The 18,001-nt window shown below is 33.6% G+C and carries 20 protein-coding genes; 13 read left to right on the top strand and 7 right to left on the bottom strand.

The features are described 5' to 3' along the window. Positions 1-107 precede the first annotated feature (107 nt). The 13 genes from GBH57_RS13715 (at position 108) to GBH57_RS13655 (ending at position 10,169) form a co-directional block, all read left to right on the top strand. The gene (locus GBH57_RS13715) at positions 108-437 is read left to right on the top strand and encodes a MerR family transcriptional regulator (RefSeq protein WP_151675069.1); all 330 of its coding nucleotides are present in this window, start codon (positions 108-110) and stop codon (positions 435-437) included. 51 nt (positions 438-488) lie between these two features. Beyond that, the gene (locus GBH57_RS13710) at positions 489-1,097 is read left to right on the top strand and encodes a LemA family protein (RefSeq protein ID WP_151675068.1); all 609 of its coding nucleotides are present in this window, start codon (positions 489-491) and stop codon (positions 1,095-1,097) included. A 154-nt stretch (positions 1,098-1,251) separates the two neighbouring features. Beyond that, on the top strand, positions 1,252-1,713 hold the full coding sequence (locus GBH57_RS13705; RefSeq protein ID WP_151675067.1) for a TPM domain-containing protein: 462 nt from the start codon (positions 1,252-1,254) through the stop codon (positions 1,711-1,713). A 52-nt stretch (positions 1,714-1,765) separates the two neighbouring features. Continuing rightward, positions 1,766-2,593 carry a TPM domain-containing protein gene (locus GBH57_RS13700; RefSeq protein ID WP_151675066.1) on the top strand — a complete coding sequence of 276 codons (828 nt, stop codon included), beginning with the start codon at positions 1,766-1,768 and terminating at the stop codon, positions 2,591-2,593. A 497-nt stretch (positions 2,594-3,090) separates the two neighbouring features. Further along, positions 3,091-3,630: a hypothetical protein gene (locus GBH57_RS13695; RefSeq protein ID WP_151675065.1), complete on the top strand. Its 540-nt coding sequence runs from the start codon at positions 3,091-3,093 to the stop codon at positions 3,628-3,630. A 46-nt stretch (positions 3,631-3,676) separates the two neighbouring features. Further along, complete coding sequence (locus GBH57_RS13690) at positions 3,677-4,249, top strand: hypothetical protein (protein WP_151675064.1); 573 nt, start codon at positions 3,677-3,679, stop codon at positions 4,247-4,249. 461 nt (positions 4,250-4,710) lie between these two features. Beyond that, positions 4,711-5,358, top strand: a complete 648-nt coding sequence (locus tag GBH57_RS13685) for an SLATT domain-containing protein (RefSeq protein WP_151675063.1) — start codon at positions 4,711-4,713, stop codon at positions 5,356-5,358. A 157-nt stretch (positions 5,359-5,515) separates the two neighbouring features. Continuing rightward, positions 5,516-7,213 carry a DUF262 domain-containing protein gene (locus GBH57_RS13680; protein ID WP_151675062.1) on the top strand — a complete coding sequence of 566 codons (1,698 nt, stop codon included), beginning with the start codon at positions 5,516-5,518 and terminating at the stop codon, positions 7,211-7,213. A gap of 30 nt (positions 7,214-7,243) precedes the next feature. Continuing rightward, entirely contained in the window at positions 7,244-7,717 is a 474-nt protein-coding gene (locus GBH57_RS13675; RefSeq protein WP_151675061.1) for a hypothetical protein, read from the top strand. A gap of 193 nt (positions 7,718-7,910) precedes the next feature. Continuing rightward, the gene (locus GBH57_RS13670; protein ID WP_151675060.1) at positions 7,911-8,504 is read left to right on the top strand and encodes a hypothetical protein; all 594 of its coding nucleotides are present in this window, start codon (positions 7,911-7,913) and stop codon (positions 8,502-8,504) included. A 42-nt stretch (positions 8,505-8,546) separates the two neighbouring features. Further along, on the top strand, positions 8,547-8,885 hold the full coding sequence (locus GBH57_RS13665; protein ID WP_151675059.1) for a hypothetical protein: 339 nt from the start codon (positions 8,547-8,549) through the stop codon (positions 8,883-8,885). 235 nt (positions 8,886-9,120) lie between these two features. Further along, a complete protein-coding gene (locus GBH57_RS13660; protein WP_151675058.1) occupies positions 9,121-9,582 on the top strand; it encodes a mobile mystery protein A in 462 nt (153 codons plus the stop codon). Further along, positions 9,573-10,169, top strand: a complete 597-nt coding sequence (locus tag GBH57_RS13655) for a mobile mystery protein B (protein ID WP_151675057.1) — start codon at positions 9,573-9,575, stop codon at positions 10,167-10,169. Before GBH57_RS13660 ends, GBH57_RS13655 begins: the two co-directional genes overlap by 10 nt. Positions 10,170-10,269: 100 nt before the next feature. On the opposite strand, the gene GBH57_RS13650 is transcribed toward GBH57_RS13655, so the two are convergent. The 7 genes from GBH57_RS13650 to era all read right to left on the bottom strand — a co-directional run bounded on the left by GBH57_RS13650 (position 10,270) and on the right by era (position 17,998). Beyond that, positions 10,270-10,797, bottom strand: coding sequence for a hypothetical protein (locus GBH57_RS13650; RefSeq protein WP_235904720.1), 528 nt, complete (start codon positions 10,795-10,797; stop codon positions 10,270-10,272). A 47-nt stretch (positions 10,798-10,844) separates the two neighbouring features. Continuing rightward, positions 10,845-11,075 (bottom strand): YodC family protein, encoded by a 231-nt coding sequence (locus tag GBH57_RS13645; RefSeq protein WP_151675056.1) that lies wholly within the window; start codon positions 11,073-11,075, stop codon positions 10,845-10,847. A gap of 132 nt (positions 11,076-11,207) precedes the next feature. After that, positions 11,208-11,696 carry an Hsp20/alpha crystallin family protein gene (locus GBH57_RS13640; protein WP_151675055.1) on the bottom strand — a complete coding sequence of 163 codons (489 nt, stop codon included), beginning with the start codon at positions 11,694-11,696 and terminating at the stop codon, positions 11,208-11,210. A gap of 175 nt (positions 11,697-11,871) precedes the next feature. Further along, the gene (locus GBH57_RS13635) at positions 11,872-14,646 is read right to left on the bottom strand and encodes an outer membrane beta-barrel protein (protein WP_151675054.1); all 2,775 of its coding nucleotides are present in this window, start codon (positions 14,644-14,646) and stop codon (positions 11,872-11,874) included. Between the two features lie 207 nt (positions 14,647-14,853). Further along, a complete protein-coding gene (der, locus tag GBH57_RS13630; protein ID WP_151675053.1) occupies positions 14,854-16,170 on the bottom strand; it encodes a ribosome biogenesis GTPase Der in 1,317 nt (438 codons plus the stop codon). 148 nt (positions 16,171-16,318) lie between these two features. Then, positions 16,319-17,101, bottom strand: coding sequence for a M90 family metallopeptidase (locus GBH57_RS13625; RefSeq protein ID WP_151675052.1), 783 nt, complete (start codon positions 17,099-17,101; stop codon positions 16,319-16,321). A 3-nt stretch (positions 17,102-17,104) separates the two neighbouring features. After that, positions 17,105-17,998 (bottom strand): GTPase Era, encoded by an 894-nt coding sequence (gene era / locus GBH57_RS13620; RefSeq protein ID WP_151675051.1) that lies wholly within the window; start codon positions 17,996-17,998, stop codon positions 17,105-17,107. Positions 17,999-18,001 lie beyond the last annotated feature (3 nt).

The following is an 18,001-nucleotide window of genomic DNA, read 5'->3' as shown; positions in this document are numbered from 1 at the left end:
TTTAATCAATAATCGTTTAGCCGAAATAGTAATTATCGAAGCACCGCTTTTAAATGAATAACATTTCAGAAAAAAAATAAAAAAAACATTAAACCATACAGTAGCTAATGCACGTTAACCTTCCAGAAAAATTATATTACAGCATAGGCGAAGTTGCCGAAGCTTTTGACGTAAATACGTCACTAATTAGATTTTGGGAGAAGGAATTTGATGCGCTACAGCCTAAAAAAAATGCCAAAGGAAATAGAAAATTTACGCCGGCAGATATTAAAAACCTCGAACTCATTTACCACTTAGTGAAGGAACGCGGTTTTACCCTAGACGGAGCTAAAATCCATCTAAAGGAAAACAAAAAGAAAACCCTCGATAACTTTGATATCATCAGAAAACTGGAAACAGTAAAATCTGAATTATTAAAAATTAAAGATCACTTATAATAACATTACTAAACCTCAATAATTATAACAACCTAAATTAAACAATACATCATGAAAAAATCAGTCATCATTATCATAGCAATAGTTGCAGTTCTTGGAATCTGGGCTTTTACAAAAGGATCTGGCTTTTACAATACTTCAATTGAGTTACGTGAAAACGCAACTGCACAATGGGGTAACGTAGAAAGTAGCTACCAGCGTAGAGCAGACCTTATTCCTAACATTGTAAACACCGCAAAAGGATATGCAGAGTTTGAACAAGAAACATTAACTAAAGTTATCGAAGCGCGTAGCAAAGCAACTTCAATTACTATTGACCCAACGAATATTACTCCAGAAAAAATGGCGCAATTTCAAAAGGTTCAAGAAAATATGACGGGCGCTTTATCTAGATTATTAGCTGTTTTTGAACGCTACCCAGATTTAAAAGCGAACGAAAACTTTAAAGAGCTTATCAACGAACTGGAACGTACGGAAAACAGAATTAACGTAGAGCGTAACCGTTTTAACGAAATTGCTAAACCATACAACAAACACTTACAAGTATTCCCTAATAACTTCTTCAATAGCTTTATTGGGAACTTTGAGCAAATGGCTTATTTCGAAGCGAAAGAAGGTAGCGAAGATGCTCCAGATGTTGATTTCGATTTCGGAAAATAATATTTTTTATCATTTTACTTTTCAAGCGCCAGGCGCTTGAAAAGTAAAATAACTCAGGCTCTATCAATGTAAGGTATGTGCAAAAATACCCACTATGGATGCACACAAAGCCTGTGTACTTTAACTATTGAAACAACTCAATTACCACTTAATTATGGCATCAAAAGTAGAAGATTTTTTAAATGATGGTGACGAAGCTCGCATTATTGAAGCAATTCGCGTTGCAGAAAGTAACACGAGTGGCGAGATTAGAGTTCACCTTGAAAAATCGGTCATTAGCACCAATGCACTCGAAAAAGCCGATGCTTTTGACAGAGCCGCACAAGTGTTTGACATGTTGCATATGAACAACACCAAACATAGCAACGGTGTGCTAATATATGTTGCCGTAGAGGACCGTGAGCTTGTGATTATGGGGGACAAAGGTATTAATGATGTGGTTGCTCCTAATTTTTGGGAAAGCACGAAAGATGCTATTATTAACCAATTTAAAAACGGTGATACTGCTCAAGGATTAATTGATGGTATTTTACAAGCAGGAAAGCAACTTAAAAAACACTTTCCTAAAAAACGTGGCGATGTTAATGAGCTGGGAGATACTATTTCGGTAGGGTAATATTTCAGTAGTAATAGTCACAATTTATGCAATAAGCAACAACCTATTTTTTTTGAAAACGAAACATACACTACTTAGTTATCTAGTTATAATTGCCGTATTCTTTACTGCAACGCAAACTGCCATTGCGCAATTTGAGATACCGCCTGTCCCTAAAGTACAAACATCAGTGTATGATTATGCGAACTTAATGACGCCTTCTCAAAAGTCTAGCTTAGAGAATAAATTAGTGCGCTATGCAGATTCTACCTCAACGCAAATTGTAGTAGTGGTTATTGAATCTACTAAAGGGGAAGACATTTCTTTTTTAGGTGCCAAGTGGGGACAAAAATGGGGCATAGGACAAGCAGATAAAGACAACGGTATTTTAATTACCCTTGCTACAAAGGATAGACGTGTAGATATCAATACGGGCTATGGTATTGAATATATTTTATCTGACCGTGATGCAGAGCGTATTATTAACCGTGTGATGATTCCACAGTTTAAAGTTGGAAACTATTACGGCGGACTCGATCAAGGCGCAGATGCGCTATTTAGCTACTTAAACGGTTCGTATAAAGAAGACCGTGACTTTAGTAATGAAGAAGGAGAATTTCCTGCTGGGCTTATCTTTTTCTTACTTTTCATTTTCATTATTTTCATCATTGCCTTGTCTTCTAAGAAAAACGGCGGTGGCGGAAAAGGTAACGGAGGCAACAAGAGTTTTGGCTCTAGCTTACTAGACGTAATCATCCTATCTAATATGGGACGCACCGGAGGTTTTGGTGGTGGAAGCGGCGGCTTTGGCGGCGGTGGAGGATTTGGTGGAGGCGGTGGCTTCGGTGGTGGATTTGGCGGCGGTGGCTTTGGAGGTGGTGGTGCTTCTGGTGGCTGGTAGGTCAATAGTGACACTGTTACTATAACTACTCACTTTAAATTAACCTTTTACTTTAATAAACTCCCCTCCTATTTTTAGGACAGATCCTGCATTTTTGCACACCATGTAAAACTACCCGTTTTTGCGATTTTACAAGTAAACCCATTATATCTTTCAATACATTGGGTGAATTTCAATAAACAACGTTTAGCTCATAACGGATATGAGGTTGCAAAGAAAAGCAGCTTTAACACCCTCTTTTCTAAAAAAAAGGAGCTCATTACGGAAAACCGTAATCGGGTTACACTTTTTTGAACCACATTTACAGAACCTGACAGATCCTGTATTGATTACGGGATAATAATGAACATGTAAATTTATAACACGTTGTAAAACATCAAACAAGAAAGTTCTCTTAAAACTTACTATCCAAAATCAAAGTTTAGACAAGTAAATAAAATAAAAATGTATAGTCGTATTATAACTAAACGAAAAATAACTTAACCATGTCTATAATTATGAAAATCACAAAGATATTAATTGCAATAACAATTACGGTTAGCTTTTATTCATGTCAAAAAGACAGCGATTTTGAACAAAACCAAGAACCCAATATCCAAAGTTTTATTAGCATAGCTAATTTGGATAAAAGAATGGAAGATTTAATTTCCAGCTCAGCAAATGAAAATAACGAATTTAGAAACCCTTGTCATTTTGTAATAATAACTTGGGATGGATGGGGGAGAAAATCACTTAATTGTGATGGATGGGGTCTATGTGACGCAGAATGGTTTTTCTGGGATTGTAGCAACCAACAGTTAGGTAGTACGGGTTCACCATTACAATTTCAATCCTCTACAAACAGACCATTTGTTGATATTTTATTTGATGAACCGATACCGTCTAACGTAGCAATTGAAGACTTAGCTTTAGCTATCGATGAAGAATTTCAGGTTTATATTGAAAGTGAACAAATAAATCTAACATTTAAGGCTCAGGTCTATTCTTATAATGAGACTTTAGGCGATTATGGAGGTATAAGAATATACCTTGATTAATTTATACATGGCCGTTGTATCTTAATGAGGTCTAAATATTCTTACTATGTTTAAAAATTTATTAATTTTTAGTGCTTTTTTTTCAATCTATTCTACAAATGCGCAAATTCAAAATTGTAATCTTAAAAAATCAATCAACAATGAGATTTCAATAGTTGATAAAGATGATATTATATGTTTAGCTAAAAATGCTGATAGTGAAAAGATCATATTATTTTCTTTTGGCACTTGGTGTTCGCCTTGTAGATTACATTTAAAAAATGCCCTTATGCTTCAGAAAAAATATGACGTTACAGTTTATATTTTATTAATAGATAGAAATGAAGAAAAGTCATTACGTGCTACATTTGAATACCTAAGAAATAGAGAAAAAGATGTTACTATTTTATTGTTAAGCCCAGAATATTCAAAAAGACCAAATAAAAAGTATCGGAAGTTTTTAGTAGAAATAACACCTAATAATTTTGAAAATATTAATGATATGTCAAAATATATATTATTGAATAAAGAAGGTGATGTAGAAATGGTGACGAATTGGAAAGACAATTCTAACTTTGACTGGGAAGATGATATTAATATGCTTAAAAAAAAGATCATACCATTACTCTCTGTAAATTAATGTGAGAAACTCAAAGCACATTCCATTAGAAAACACAACCTCTGGTGGCTATATTCTAATTGAGTGAAATGCTGACAGTAAGTTGCTGTCAAAAAAAACAGCTGCCATTTTTAATAAACTCTCCTCCTATTTTTAGGACAAACGCTACATTTTCACACACCACGTAGAACTACCTGTTTTTACATTTTTACAAGCAGATCCATTTCATTTTTCAATGAATAGGGTGATATTGTAGTAAAAAAAGCGCGGCTCGTGACGGATATGATACGAGTTCACATAGAAAAAGCAGTTTTAACACCCTCTTTTCTAAAAAAAAGGAACCCATTGCGGAAAACCGTAATCGGGTTACAATTTTTTGAACCACATTTACAAAAACTAACATATCCTATATTGATTTTGGGGTGAATATGGCTAGTTGATTAAATAACACGTTAGGCATCATTTAAAAAAATACATCGCGATTGGAAAAGAAAAAGTCATATAGAGATTATTTAGACAAAACATTTTTAGAAGAGTTGAACTATAAAATATGGTCAACCAAAGGGAGTCGTTTTAATTCGAATAAAAGATTATTGAAAATTGCTGACTTGTCAAATTTATGTACAAGTATGTTATCTGTTTATTTAATTGCGGTCGGACTTTTATCAGTTTACAACATTTACTCTACTGAAAATATTGACGAAAATTTAATCGCCTATTCTATAACTTGTCTTTCAATTCTTCTTTTAGTATTCGGACAGATAGAAAACGCCAAAGACTTTAGCACAAAAGCTAAACAATTTCATAATTGCGGACTTGAACTTTCGGCTTTATACAATGATTTAAGAATTTTTAAAACTCTAACTGACAAACCGAGCCTTAAAGACAAAAGAGAGTTTGCGGAAAAAATTACTGGAAAGTATGAACGGATTTTGGAAAGACACGAAAATCATCATCCGATTGACCATAATATGTTCAAAGCTACAAAAGCAGACTATCACGAATTGAGTGATTGGTCTGTTTTTAAGATTAAAGCTGATTATTATTTGAAAACAAGTCTGATTTATCACGTTTTAATAATTTTACCGCCAATAATTATAATTGGATTAATGATAAAAAACGTTTGGTAACAATGTATAAAAATAATAGCGGTTTAATAGATAAAACGAAAGTAAGTAAATGTAAAAAAGGTCTATGTCAAAACGAAAAGTTAGTGCATAAAACTCGCTAATTTTCATATACAAAACCGTTATCTGCAACTAAAACATATAGGAAAAATTAAAATAAATGAAAACCGAAAGCCACTCAATAAATGACGTCTTAGCAAAAAATGCTACTTCCTTTTTCATACCACCGTTTCAAAGAGCTTATGCTTGGGGGAAACCAGAAATTGAAAGATACTTCAGTGATGTGACCAGAATCATTGACTCCGAGTTAGACTCTAAGCAACAGGACAAGCTTGAACACTTTTTTGGCACTCTTGTAATAAAGGAAGAGAAAGCAGGGTTTGCTAACAAATCTGTAATAGTAGATGGTCAACAAAGATTAACAACTACACTAATTTTCCTAATAGCTCTGCGTGACACTGAGACAGATAGTGATAAAGTTGAGTTTATTAACCAGAATTATTTAACTAATAACTCTTCAACATTTCAAGACAAAATCAAGCTTAAGCAAGTCACAAAAGACTGGGATTCATATAAAGCACTAGTTAATGGTTTAGAACCAAATCCTGGAGTAATAAGAATTGCATACGAACTATTTAAAAAGTTCATACGTGAGAAAAAGATGTTAAACCCAGAAGTTGAGTTTAAAGATTATATAATAGCAATTCAAAGAATGAATGTTGCTGTGATATTTCTAGATGAAAGACCGTTCAAGGGGGAAGATCCACAAATCATATTTGAGACTTTAAATTCTTTAGGTAAACCCTTATCTCTATCTGACTTAGTAAGAAACTTTGTACTTCTAAAAATGGATAGTGAAAGTCAATCTCACATTTACGAAAAAGTATGGCACCCTAAAATTGAAGAAGTCTTTGATAACAATTCTTCTAAATTCTTCAGGGATTACCTGCAATATAAAAAAGCAACATCTTTAAAAGTTGTTAGTGATAATAATACAAAAGAACTATATCAGCAGTTCAAAGACTTTGTCGATGAAGGCTTTGAGAAACATAATCATTTCATAGACGATATTGTTAGATATGTCAAATGTTATAAATGGATAATAACTGAAGTTGTTAACGACATAATTTCACGTGATAGCAGTAATGATAAAGAAATTAAGGAATTGCTTCGAATAATCTTTCACGATATAAAATCTGAAGCATTTAAGCCACTTGTTTTAGGATTGTTAGAATATCACCAATATGAAGTTAATGGGCTAAGCTTGAGTGATGAGTCTTTAATAACAGCACTGAAATCTATAAGAACTTATCTAATTAGACGAAGAATTTTAGGTCTTACCCAAGGGGAGAACAAAAATATTGTAACAATAAGCAAGAGAATATTTGAAATTGCTGGTGGAAAAATTTCGATGATTCAACTTTTGACCAATATGATCTATCGACTTAGAATACCTAATGATGTTGAATTAAGTTTGAGTTTAAAATCGATGAATTTTTACAAAGGATTAAACAAATACTCCAAGTTAATTCTAGGTAAAATTGAAGAAAACAACACGAAAGTTGCAGTAGATTTTCGTAACAAAAAAGTTACGATAGAACATTTAATGCCTCAAAAATTAGAAGATAATTGGAAAGCAGACTTGGGTGACAATTTTGAGGAAATACATCAAACATATTTACACAACATTGGTAATCTTATTCTTACAGAATTCAACAGTGAAATCGGAAACAAGTCATTCCAAGAGAAGAAATCAAAACTCCAAACCTCTTCACTAAATTATAGATTAGATATTATCAAGCGAGATATTTGGAATCAGGAAAGTATCATTGAGCACCAAGCAAATATGATTAAATAGTTACTAGAGACATTTCCGTTGCCAGTTGAAATGAGAGAATCATCAAATTGGAATACTCAAATTGTTGAAAAATCAACTTTCTCACCTTTAGAATCGGATGCTGGAGAAATGGCAGAAGGAAATAAACCTCAAGAATTGCAAATGGATGATAAAGTTATAAAGGTTAAGTCTTGGCAGGACGTTCTTATAAAATTTCTAAAACATCTTAAAAACAACCCGGAATTTGATTTTGAATCTATTTTAGAAAATCAACTTGATTTATTTAGTAGAGAAGAGACAATTCTTAAGTGGGGTGTCCTAAAAGATATAATCGATTCGAATTTCAATCATTCAAATAGATATAAATCATTCGATGGAAAAGTGTGGGATAAAGAGAAAGATCTGGATGATGAAATGTTGTTTATTCACATTAACATCTCTGCATCCAGATGTATACTGAGAATTTCAAGAATAATGGAGAAGTTTAATATGTCTAAAGACTCGGTAGTTATACAATTGAGATAGTAAAAGGTATGCACCAAACAATGTATATAAAACATAGCTATTACGGGTTTTTCGAGATGTTCGAGTGTATTTATGAAGAACACCAAATTTTTAAAATTGAAATAGTAAAAACTACTTATAAAAATTAGCCCTTTAAACTAAATCTAGTGTTTTTACTTTAACCCGTTAATATTATGAAGATAATTATAATAAAATGACAGTAAAGTATATAGACATAAATGACTTAAAAGAAAACAATAGGCTGATTTATTATTCTGAATTATTATCAACTATTCAATGGAGAGACAAAAGAGAAATTATTCTCGAACGTGATGATTACAAGTGTCAATCTTGTAAAAAAGAACAAAGACCTAGTCAATGCCAGGGTAATTATAGAGAAATGAATGCTGATGAAAAAATTATACATATTCAGCAATCAAAATTAGATTTTGAAAACTCTGATTTTGGAAAACAATATTTGAAAGCGGTAGGGAATTACCCAAAATTCACAACTCCAAAAATACTAGAAGACAGTCAACATATTGTAATACTTCATGTGCATCACAAGTACTATATTAAAAATAATTATCCTTGGCAATATGATGACGATGCACTAATAACTTTATGTTCTAAGTGTCACGTAATTACACATCAAAAAGAAACAATACCAATATATAAAACTAGTAAAAAATACTATTCAACTAATACCATACCTTGTGATAGATGTTATGGGACAGGCTATTTACGTGAATTCCACTACCATCTGAGTGGTATCTGTTTTGGATGCGGTGGTGAAGGAATTAAATGAGTTATATATTAAATCAAAAACACTATTATGAAGAAAGAAATTATGCTATTATTATTTTTTACTTGTTGTTTTACGGCATATTCACAAACAGTAAATGACATACCTATTGAAGAGATTGATGTTGAATATCTTCGGATTGTAGGTACTTCTAGAATGATGAGTAAAAAAGTTACAATAGAAATTGATTTCGGTCAAGACACCAAATTTTTTGGTTCTGGTAAGGAAACTCAAGTGAAAGATATTGAAGGTAAATTAGTTAAGTTTAATTCGATGATAGACGCATTAAACTTCATGAGTTCAAATGGCTATGATTTTGTACAAGCTTATGCTTTTTCAGTTAACAATCAAAATGTTTACCACTATCTTATGAAGAAAAAATAATAACTTAAATATTACAAACCCACACTTTACTCCCTAGGAAAAAGCCCCATCTCTTTAATGAGACAGGGCTTTTTTAATTGCTTAAAATTTCGGTAGAAAAAGAGGTTCTTAGTTAAACACAAATCGTTGATAGAGAACAAAAGAATACATATATGTATTCTTTTGTTGTGATTTTTATACATATTTGTATACTTTTACTTTAAATTACATACTTATATGTATAAATTTCTGACACATGAGAAACAAGAAAAAACTACTCATAGAACAATTAGACCAAAAACTGGCTCATTTTAAAGACGCAGGAATGGTCTTGGTACCACAAAAAGGATGGGTAAATACCATTAGAACCACTCTTAATATGACAAGGCACCAATTAGGGACCAAACTTGACTTAACTAAAGGTGCTATTCAAAAAATTGAAGAACGCGAAGCTACAGGACAGATAACCATCAACAAGCTAAAAGATGTTGGCAATGCTTTGAATATGAAATTTATTTATGGTTTTATACCTACTGATGGGACCATCGAAAACCTAATCAACTTAAAAGCTGAAAAACTAGCCCGAAAAATTGTATTAAGGACCAATCAAAATATGAAATTAGAGGACCAAGGAATCAGTGAAAATAAAATTGAACATTCAATAAATGACTTGGCTAATGAAATAAAAAGGGAAATGAGAAAGTCATTATGGGATTAGATTTAAAATACATAGATGGCCAAACACCTTTAGATGAAAACGAAAAAGAAGGTCTAAAAATAAAATCAATAACAACGCAACAAGAACTCGATGAATTTGAACAGTTAAATATTGAAAAAGCTGTAGAATGGACTATTCGAGCTACTTTAAAACCTGAAAAAATATTGACTGAAAAGTTTATTAAAGATGTACACAAAAAAATGTACAGCGATGTTTGGAAGTGGGCTGGCGAATTTAGAAAGACTGATAAAAATATTGGAATAAAATGGACTAAAATAGGAATAGAACTGAAAAGTTTAATTGATGACACTAAATATTGGTTAGAAAACAAAACGTATCCTCCTAATGAAATTGCTATTAGATTTAAACATAGAATTGTAGCAATTCACTGCTTTCCAAATGGAAATGGTAGACACTCAAGATTGATGGCTGATATAATTATTGAATCTATTTTCGGAAAAGAAATTTTCAGCTGGCACAAATCAAATATGGCTAGAGCAAATGAAACAAGAAAAGAGTATATCAAAGCATTAAGAGAAGCTGACAATGGAAATATAAAACCATTAATAAAATTTGCAGAAAACTAATAAAACTAAAGCCAACAAGGTATAAAACAACCACAAACCCACACGTTACTCCCTAGGAAAAAGCCCCATCTCTTTAATGAGACAGGGCTTTTTTAATTGCTTAAAACTCTTGGAGCGTAGTATCTTTTACTGGCGGCTGTTGTTCCTCTTCTGGTTTTGTAAATTGCGACTGGTATTTTTCTAGAAACTGCTTTTGGCGTTCTAGCATTTGCTGTCTCATCTTGTCAAGGTTCATAAAATCTTCGCCAAAATTACTGTCAAAAAAGTCATCATTAAAAAAACGATTATTAAAGAGCGAGTCCTGCGAGAAAATAGGCTTGAATCCTTGGTCTTCAAACATAGAAAAGTTAGTGTAAAATCTTGCCTTTAATTGTTCCATTAAGCTATCTCTGTTTTGCGGGTTCAACGCATCCATATTTGTTGACGAGGACCAGCTATAAATACTATCGTATTTTACTAAGTTACCGTGCTCATCAAACTCCTTATCTACTTTCCAAGTGCCTTCGGGTTGCTCGGCCTTTTTAATAAGGGTATTATCGTTTTTATTTTGGGCTAATTGATCTGCTTTTTGACCATTACAACTAATTGCGCCTAGCGCTATTAAGGTGTATAATACATACTTTTTCATAGTACTAATGTTTAATTATTACAACCAGAGCAGTACAAAGCTCAGCCTTAAACTCGATACAATCCTCCAGTTTCAATCAGTTTAATTAATTTGTTTTGATGGTAAATTTTACTTTTACGTTCTCCGTTTACATACCAAACACATTCCACATACGAATCGTGTTTTTTTATTCTAAAAATAGGATCTCGTACAGTGGTGTATTTAAGTATTTCCATTTTTGGGCTAATAGTTTTTCCTTTTAATTTAACCCAATCTCCAGGTTTAAATTTTCGTGGCATAACAATAGCTTTTTTAAAATTTCAGATACATAAACATCTTAACATAGGTAGTTAAAGGAGGCTGAATGGCTCAACCTCCTTTAGTTTTAAACTTTATAACTAGCAGCATCTTGCTGCAACTAGCCTCGTGTGTTATGAAATTGAAATTGATCGCGATGGCCTTTGCTTTGCCTCTTCTTTTTTGGGCAGTACAATGTTTAGAATACCATCAACGTATTTCGCATTAATTTTATCGTCATCTACAGTTTCGGGAAGTGTAAATGTTCGTTTAAATGAAGAATAACCAAACTCTCTACGCGTGTAGTTGTCTTGGGTTGTTTCCTTCTCTTCCTTTGCTTCAGATGAGATTGCTAATAATTGATTGTCTACATCAATTTTAATATCAGATTTCTTTAAACCTGGCACTGCCATTTCGACGATGTAGTCGTCTGCCGTTTCCTTAATGTTCACTTTAGGAAGTGTGATTCCGGTATTAAAGTTTGATGTAAAAACAGAGGATAGATCTCTGTCAAAAAAGTCGTCTAACCAAGTTGCCAAATTAGGTGTTCTTGATGTTGCACTAGTTTTTGAATTGGTGTTTGCTAAAGTTCCGTTTTTAGGAACAGTTACTAAATTGCTCATAATTACAAAATTTTAAATTAAACAATATTTCAAATTTGAAATCGCTTTTGATTTCAATACTAGGGCAACAAAAAAAATACCAAACTTAATTTTTGGGTTTTGTCATTTATAAGAAATATTCAATTCTGAAATTTTGTCATATTTCATTAAAATTTCCGAAGAACATCAAGCGCTTTTAGTCAAACCAAAAGTTGTCATCTCCCGTTTCGCCTTTCTTCCCAAGGGTATTAAACTTATAACTAAAGCTCAACATAAAATAGCGTTCTAACACAGTACTTTGTAAATCCTGAATATAATCCTGCGTAGAGGTACGCGCTGCGTTCGTGTTTTGACCGAGTAAATCATAGGCTTTTAACGTAATTACCGCAGTGTCCTTCATAATAGAATATGCCAAGCTGCTATTCCAGAAAACAGACGATTGCTGGAAGCCTTCGGCGACATCTGGGTTGTAATTATACGCGATGTCATTACTCCATTCTAGAGGTTTTGGCAACGTTAATGAAGTACGTAAACGCACGTTGTGGTTTCGGTAGTTTTGCTCTTCAAACAATGGGAGGTTAAAAGTGTTTTTACTATACGTAAAGGAATACGATGGGCGTATTTCAAACAAATCGTCCCAAGTGTATCTCACCCCTATTTCTGGCCCGTAGGAAATGGTTCTACTTGCGTATTGAATATCGTTATTGAAGTTAACGGAGCGATCTGCATTTATATTCATCCCAAGGTTGTAGTTGATTGTACGAATACTATCTACTTTTTTCTGTGCATTGTACCCAACGTTTGCATATAAATTATATTCACCATCTACATTAGTGTAAGTTGTAGTTCTAACAAAATTTTCATCTGTTGTAGTTTTAGAAACTACTTGATCATTATACCAACCTCCATTAATATGGCTGTAAATTCCGGTTCTTGTTTGAAAATCGTAATTATTAAAACCTCCATAAATTGTATGACTATTAGATGGTTTTAAGTCTGGATTACCTGTTCTAATATTTAATGGGTTAGACACATTTACATACGGAGACAGCTGCCCAACTGATGGCGCATTGTTACGCAGGTTATATCCTGTGTACATACTCATTTTATCACTAAAACGATGTCTTGCTCTAATTCCTAATTCGATTGCGTTAAAATCGTTCTCAAACTGTATATCGCGCAAGGCATCGTCACTTTTTAATGTTCTAATCACATATCCAGCACTTGCTGAAATATTCGATTTTTTATTTCTGTACGTTACTCCCAATTCTGGTCTAGAGCTATTATCAACGTTTTCAAAATCTGTACTTTGATCTAAATTGAAGCTTGTGTATTGCTGGCTGGTTTCATCAAAATCAAAAACGCTTTGCTCATCGTTACGAGTACTAGTTCTATAACGGTATTCTGGCTCTATAAATAGCTTATCTTCAATTAAAGGAATTCGCCATTTAGCCGTAACCGTGTATTGATTAGACTCTTGGTTTCCGTCTGTTCGTTGGTTTCTGTTTATAGTTTCGGGAGTATCGCCAAAAATTTCGGTAGTACTTAAATTAAACTCATCGCTTACATCATCGTTCATTTCATTTCGAACACTCAATCTAACATATGCACCTTTAGCACCGTAACGTTTAGTAAGTTCTAAATTGTTTTCAAAAACTCGATTTTGATTTGTTGTAATTTGGTTTTGTGTCGATTGGTTTGTTAATTCGCCATCAATTGTTGTGGTTGCTTCGTCGTTGTTATAATTGTTTTTTCCTTCGCTATAACTAAACTTCGGTCTAAAGCTAATTTGAAATGTGGAGTCTATTTCGGTTTTTAAATTAGCATTTACACTATGGCTGTCTGTATTAGAGGTTGTCCCCGAAACACTGTTAGAGAAAAATCGGTTTTCAGGTAATATATTTTCTCTGTTTCTAATTACATCATTGTATGAGTTTGAAGCAGCGTAAAAATAATCGGCTGTAATTTCAGTTTCCTTTCCCCAATCATCTGCATAATTGGCCCCGCCTACTCTAGAGTTGGTAATACCTTGACCACCTCCAAACTGTCGGCCGCCATAATTTAATGCGCCATTATCACTGATATTGATATAACGAGCGCCACCAAACATTTTATTAAGTTCCCCAAAACTAAACCCTGGCGAGTTGGTATTATTACCTCCACCAAGTACACTAATTCTAACATCGTTATCAAAATAGTTTACGAGTCCAGCATATTCAAATCGTTCATCAGTACCACCACCTGCGGCAACACGACCAAAGATTCCTTTGTTCTTTTCTTCGTCTATGGTAATATTGATGGTTTTGTTTTCAGAATCTCCAGCTTCTCCTGTAAATGCTTCGGCATCAGTTTTAGTATCTACTACTTGTATTTTCTCAACAATTTCTTTTGTTAAGTTTCGAGTTGCAATGGTTGGGTCATCGCCAAAAAACGGTTTTCCGTTTACGAGTATTTTGTTAACCTCTTTACCGTTTACTTTAATTTTACCTTCTGCATCAACTTCAACACCTGGGAGTTCTTTTAGAAGCTCTTCAATGGTTGCGTCTTTTTTAGTTTTAAAGGAAGCAACATTAAACTCTAAAGTATCTTTTTTAATAGTAACAGGTGCACGGTATGCTTTTACAACGATTCCGTCTAGCCTTTCAGAAACTTCTTCAAGCGGAATTATCCCAAGGTCCACATTAAGCTTTTCTTCAAGGTTTACTTTTTGCAAATAATCTTTATAGCCTATGTAACTTACGTTTACATTGATTTCCTTTTTAGAGTAATCGCCTATAAGTTCAAAAACTCCATTTTGATCACTTATGGTGTAGGTTACTAAGGTGGAATCCTGAGGGCGTTCTGCAAATACGGTTGCAGACTCAAGCGGAATACCGCTTTCGGCGTCAGTTAGTGTTCCTTTGATAGTGAATTCTTGAGCTGTGAGAATGGTTGTGAGAAATAAAAAGCCAGTTAGTAGTACGTTTTTCATTTGTTAGTTTATTGTATAACTCGAAATTATAAAACCTAGTATTCTAAAACAAACAAGTTCACAGTAAATAACACTTATTAACTCACATAGACTCGCAAGGACTCCCAATTACCCATAAAAAAAGCTCATTAAAAATCAGCTGTTGCCATTTGATTTTTAATAAGCTCAATTAATAAAAAACTTAAAATTTCCGAAGTATGGAAATCGTTATTTCTTTCTAATAAAAACGGTTACCGGAACTCCTTTAAAGTCATATTTTTGACGGAGTTTATTTTCAAGAAAACGTTTATAAGGTTCCTTTATATACTGTGGTAAGTTTGCAAAAAATGCAAAAGCTGGCCACTCAGTTGGCAACTGTGTTACGTATTTAATTTTAATATACTTCCCTTTGTGCTGTGGTGGTTGAGTTGCTGCTATGATATCTAGCATGGTCTCATTTAACTCACTTGTTTTAATTCGTTTAGTTCGGTTTTTGTAAACCTCAACTGCAGTTTCAATTGCTTTATAAATACGCTGTTTATTTAACACAGACATAAACACAATAGGCACATCAGTAAAAGGTTCGCACTGTTTTCTAATGTACTTTTCAAACTCGTTAGTCGTTTGATTGTCTTTTCCTTCAATTAAATCCCATTTGTTAGCAAGGATTACCACACCTTTATTGTTTCTATGTGCTAGCCAAAATATATTCTGAACTTGCCCATCAAAACCTCTCGATGCGTCAAATACTAATATAATAACATCACAATGCTCAATAGCACGAACACTTCGCATTACTGAATAAAACTCAAGATCTTCTTTTACTTTACGTTTTTTACGAATACCTGCAGTATCTACAAGGTTAAATTCAAATCCAAAACGATTGTATGTGGTATCAATACTATCTCTAGTTGTACCAGCGATATCTGTAACGATATAGCGATCTTCACCAATTAAGGCATTGATAAATGATGACTTTCCTGCATTAGGGCGACCAACAACTGCAAAACGCGGTAATTTTTCTGCTGCATCTTCTGTTCCTTCATCATCCATATCTGGCAATGAGGCAACAATATCATCTAAAAGATCTCCACTTCCACTTCCGTTGATACTCGAAATAGTATAGTAACGCTCAAAACCTAATGAATAGAATTCCACAGCGTCTTTTTCACGTTGACCATTATCGACTTTGTTTACAGCAAGGAAAACAGGTTTACTACTTTTTCTAAGCAACTTAGCCACATCTTCATCCATTCCTGTAACACCGCTTTCAACCTCAACCATAAAGATGATAGCATCTGCTTCATCGATAGCAAGTTCTACTTGACGGTCAATTTCAGCTTCAAATACATCTTCGCTTCCTTTTACATATCCTCCTGTATCAATAAGGGAGAATTCCTTTCCGTTCCAATCACTCTTACCGTAATGACGGTCACGAGTAACTCCACTCACTGCATCTACAATCGCCTCACGGCGTTGAATCAATCTATTAAAAAAAGTAGACTTCCCTACATTAGGGCGTCCTACGATAGCAACAATACTCATAAATTCTGAAATTTTATTGGGTGCAAAGATAACCACTAATTTAACAGCTAAGTACAAATTAGATTGGCAATTACAAAATTTTAAAAGAAGCTCTTTATCAGCGACTTACAGACTACCACCGAAGTGATAATAAACTGCTTATTTTCAACTATTTTCTAGCAGCTGGATCCTGCTGAAAACATTGTACTAACATCTTATAAATTGCAGGATGTTTACGTTTAAAAAGGTCTGGACGTTCAAAAAAGTACTCACTTACCACTGCAAAAAATTCGGCTTGTTTAGTTCCACCGTACTTTCGGATGTCACTTTCATCATTATTAATAGCCTCCATTTCCTCGTGCATTAAATTAATCCACGGTAAAATATATTCTTGTTTTAACAATTGCTCTGGAATTCCATCTGTCTGGCCATCCATTTTATCTAGTAAATGTACAAACTCGTGTACTGGTGTATTATGCTTATCAGTTTTATTAGAAAAGGCTTGGTGCAATGCGTGTTGTGAAAGTATCATCTGTTTTTCAAACTGACCATTACCTACCATTCCAGAAATTACACGTCCGTCATTATTGGAATCAAACTGTAAGTCTTCATTAAAACTATTTGGATAAATGAGGATTCCACTTAAGTTATTGTAATGCCAATCGCCAAAACCAAAAACAGGAATTACCGCACTTGCAGCGAGCAACATTCTGTCTTCATCTGTGATTTCAGTTTTTACACCTTCGATTGAAACTTCAGCAAGAAAACGCATCATTCTACTTTTGAATATTGCTTTTTCAGAAGGGGCTAACTGTTGGTAAAACAACACTCTTCGCTCTAAGGCAGCTTCCCAATTTGTAGGAAACATTTGAACGGTTTTGCCGCGCATTTTCTTAAAAGCAAGAATTGCAAAAACAACAATTGCGGCAAAAAGCAGAAAATAAAGCCCCATTAATTATTGATTGTTATAACCAAAACGGCGTAATTGTCTTGTGTTACTTCTCCAGTCCTTATTAACTTTTACGTAGGTTTCTAAGTGAATTTGTTTACCAAAAAACTTTTCTAAATCTTTTCTAGACTCTACACCTACACGTTTTAATGCTGAACCTTTATGGCCAATAATAATTCCTTTTTGAGAATCACGCTCTACCATAATCACGGCACGAATTCTAATAATATCTTCGTCTTCGAAAAAATCTTCCGTTTCAATTTCAACTGAATAAGGAATTTCTTTTTTGTAGTGCATTAATATTTTTTCGCGAATAGTTTCGTTTACGAAAAAACGTTCAGGCTTATCTGTTAATTGGTCTTTTGGGTAGAATGCTGGTGATGCAGGAAGTAATTCAATAATACGTTTAAAAACTTCAGTAACACCAAAATTCTGTAATGCTGAAATTGCGAAAATTTCGGCATTAGGCACTTTTTCTTTCCACAGTTCTAATGCTTCCCCTAAAAGCTCTTCATTACCTTTATCAATCTTGTTGATTAATAATAAAACAGGTGTTTTACTACTTTTAATCTTCTCGAAAAAAGCTTCGTCTTTTAGTTCTTTTTCTCCTAATTCTACAATGTACAATAGGACATCTGCATCTTCAAAAGCCGATTTTACAAAGTCCATCATGCTTTCTTGCAATTGGTATGCAGGCTTAATAATTCCAGGAGTATCACTAAGTAATACTTGAAAATCGTCACCATTTACAATACCTAAAATCCTGTGTCGTGTAGTTTGCGCCTTAGAAGTAATAATAGATAATCGCTCACCTACAAATGCATTCATAAGTGTGCTTTTCCCTACATTTGGGTTTCCTATTATGTTTACAAAGCCAGCTTTGTGTGGAGTTTCTGTCATGAT

Origin of the sequence: Patiriisocius marinus (assembly GCF_008974325.1) — a bacterium.
Classification (GTDB): Bacteria; Bacteroidota; Bacteroidia; order Flavobacteriales; family Flavobacteriaceae; genus Patiriisocius; species Patiriisocius marinus.
This window is presented reverse-complemented; position numbering and strand designations above follow the sequence as displayed.

What these genes read in the sequence shown, in the direction of transcription:
- GBH57_RS13715 (WP_151675069.1), top strand. Translation starts at nt 108, where the DNA reads ATGCACGTTAACCTTCCAGAAAAATTATATTACAGCATAGGCGAAGTT.
- GBH57_RS13710 (WP_151675068.1), top strand. Translation starts at nt 489, where the DNA reads ATGAAAAAATCAGTCATCATTATCATAGCAATAGTTGCAGTTCTTGGA.
- GBH57_RS13705 (WP_151675067.1), top strand. Translation starts at nt 1,252, where the DNA reads ATGGCATCAAAAGTAGAAGATTTTTTAAATGATGGTGACGAAGCTCGC.
- GBH57_RS13695 (WP_151675065.1), top strand. Translation starts at nt 3,091, where the DNA reads ATGAAAATCACAAAGATATTAATTGCAATAACAATTACGGTTAGCTTT.
- GBH57_RS13690 (WP_151675064.1), top strand. Translation starts at nt 3,677, where the DNA reads ATGTTTAAAAATTTATTAATTTTTAGTGCTTTTTTTTCAATCTATTCT.
- GBH57_RS13680 (WP_151675062.1), top strand. Translation starts at nt 5,516, where the DNA reads ATGAAAACCGAAAGCCACTCAATAAATGACGTCTTAGCAAAAAATGCT.
- GBH57_RS13675 (WP_151675061.1), top strand. Translation starts at nt 7,244, where the DNA reads ATGAGAGAATCATCAAATTGGAATACTCAAATTGTTGAAAAATCAACT.
- GBH57_RS13670 (WP_151675060.1), top strand. Translation starts at nt 7,911, where the DNA reads ATGACAGTAAAGTATATAGACATAAATGACTTAAAAGAAAACAATAGG.
- GBH57_RS13665 (WP_151675059.1), top strand. Translation starts at nt 8,547, where the DNA reads ATGCTATTATTATTTTTTACTTGTTGTTTTACGGCATATTCACAAACA.
- GBH57_RS13660 (WP_151675058.1), top strand. Translation starts at nt 9,121, where the DNA reads ATGAGAAACAAGAAAAAACTACTCATAGAACAATTAGACCAAAAACTG.
- GBH57_RS13655 (WP_151675057.1), top strand. Translation starts at nt 9,573, where the DNA reads ATGGGATTAGATTTAAAATACATAGATGGCCAAACACCTTTAGATGAA.
- GBH57_RS13650 (WP_235904720.1), bottom strand. Translation starts at nt 10,797, where the DNA reads ATGAAAAAGTATGTATTATACACCTTAATAGCGCTAGGCGCAATTAGT.
- GBH57_RS13645 (WP_151675056.1), bottom strand. Translation starts at nt 11,075, where the DNA reads ATGCCACGAAAATTTAAACCTGGAGATTGGGTTAAATTAAAAGGAAAA.
- GBH57_RS13640 (WP_151675055.1), bottom strand. Translation starts at nt 11,696, where the DNA reads ATGAGCAATTTAGTAACTGTTCCTAAAAACGGAACTTTAGCAAACACC.
- GBH57_RS13635 (WP_151675054.1), bottom strand. Translation starts at nt 14,646, where the DNA reads ATGAAAAACGTACTACTAACTGGCTTTTTATTTCTCACAACCATTCTC.
- der (WP_151675053.1), bottom strand. Translation starts at nt 16,170, where the DNA reads ATGAGTATTGTTGCTATCGTAGGACGCCCTAATGTAGGGAAGTCTACT.
- GBH57_RS13625 (WP_151675052.1), bottom strand. Translation starts at nt 17,101, where the DNA reads ATGGGGCTTTATTTTCTGCTTTTTGCCGCAATTGTTGTTTTTGCAATT.
- era (WP_151675051.1), bottom strand. Translation starts at nt 17,998, where the DNA reads ATGACAGAAACTCCACACAAAGCTGGCTTTGTAAACATAATAGGAAAC.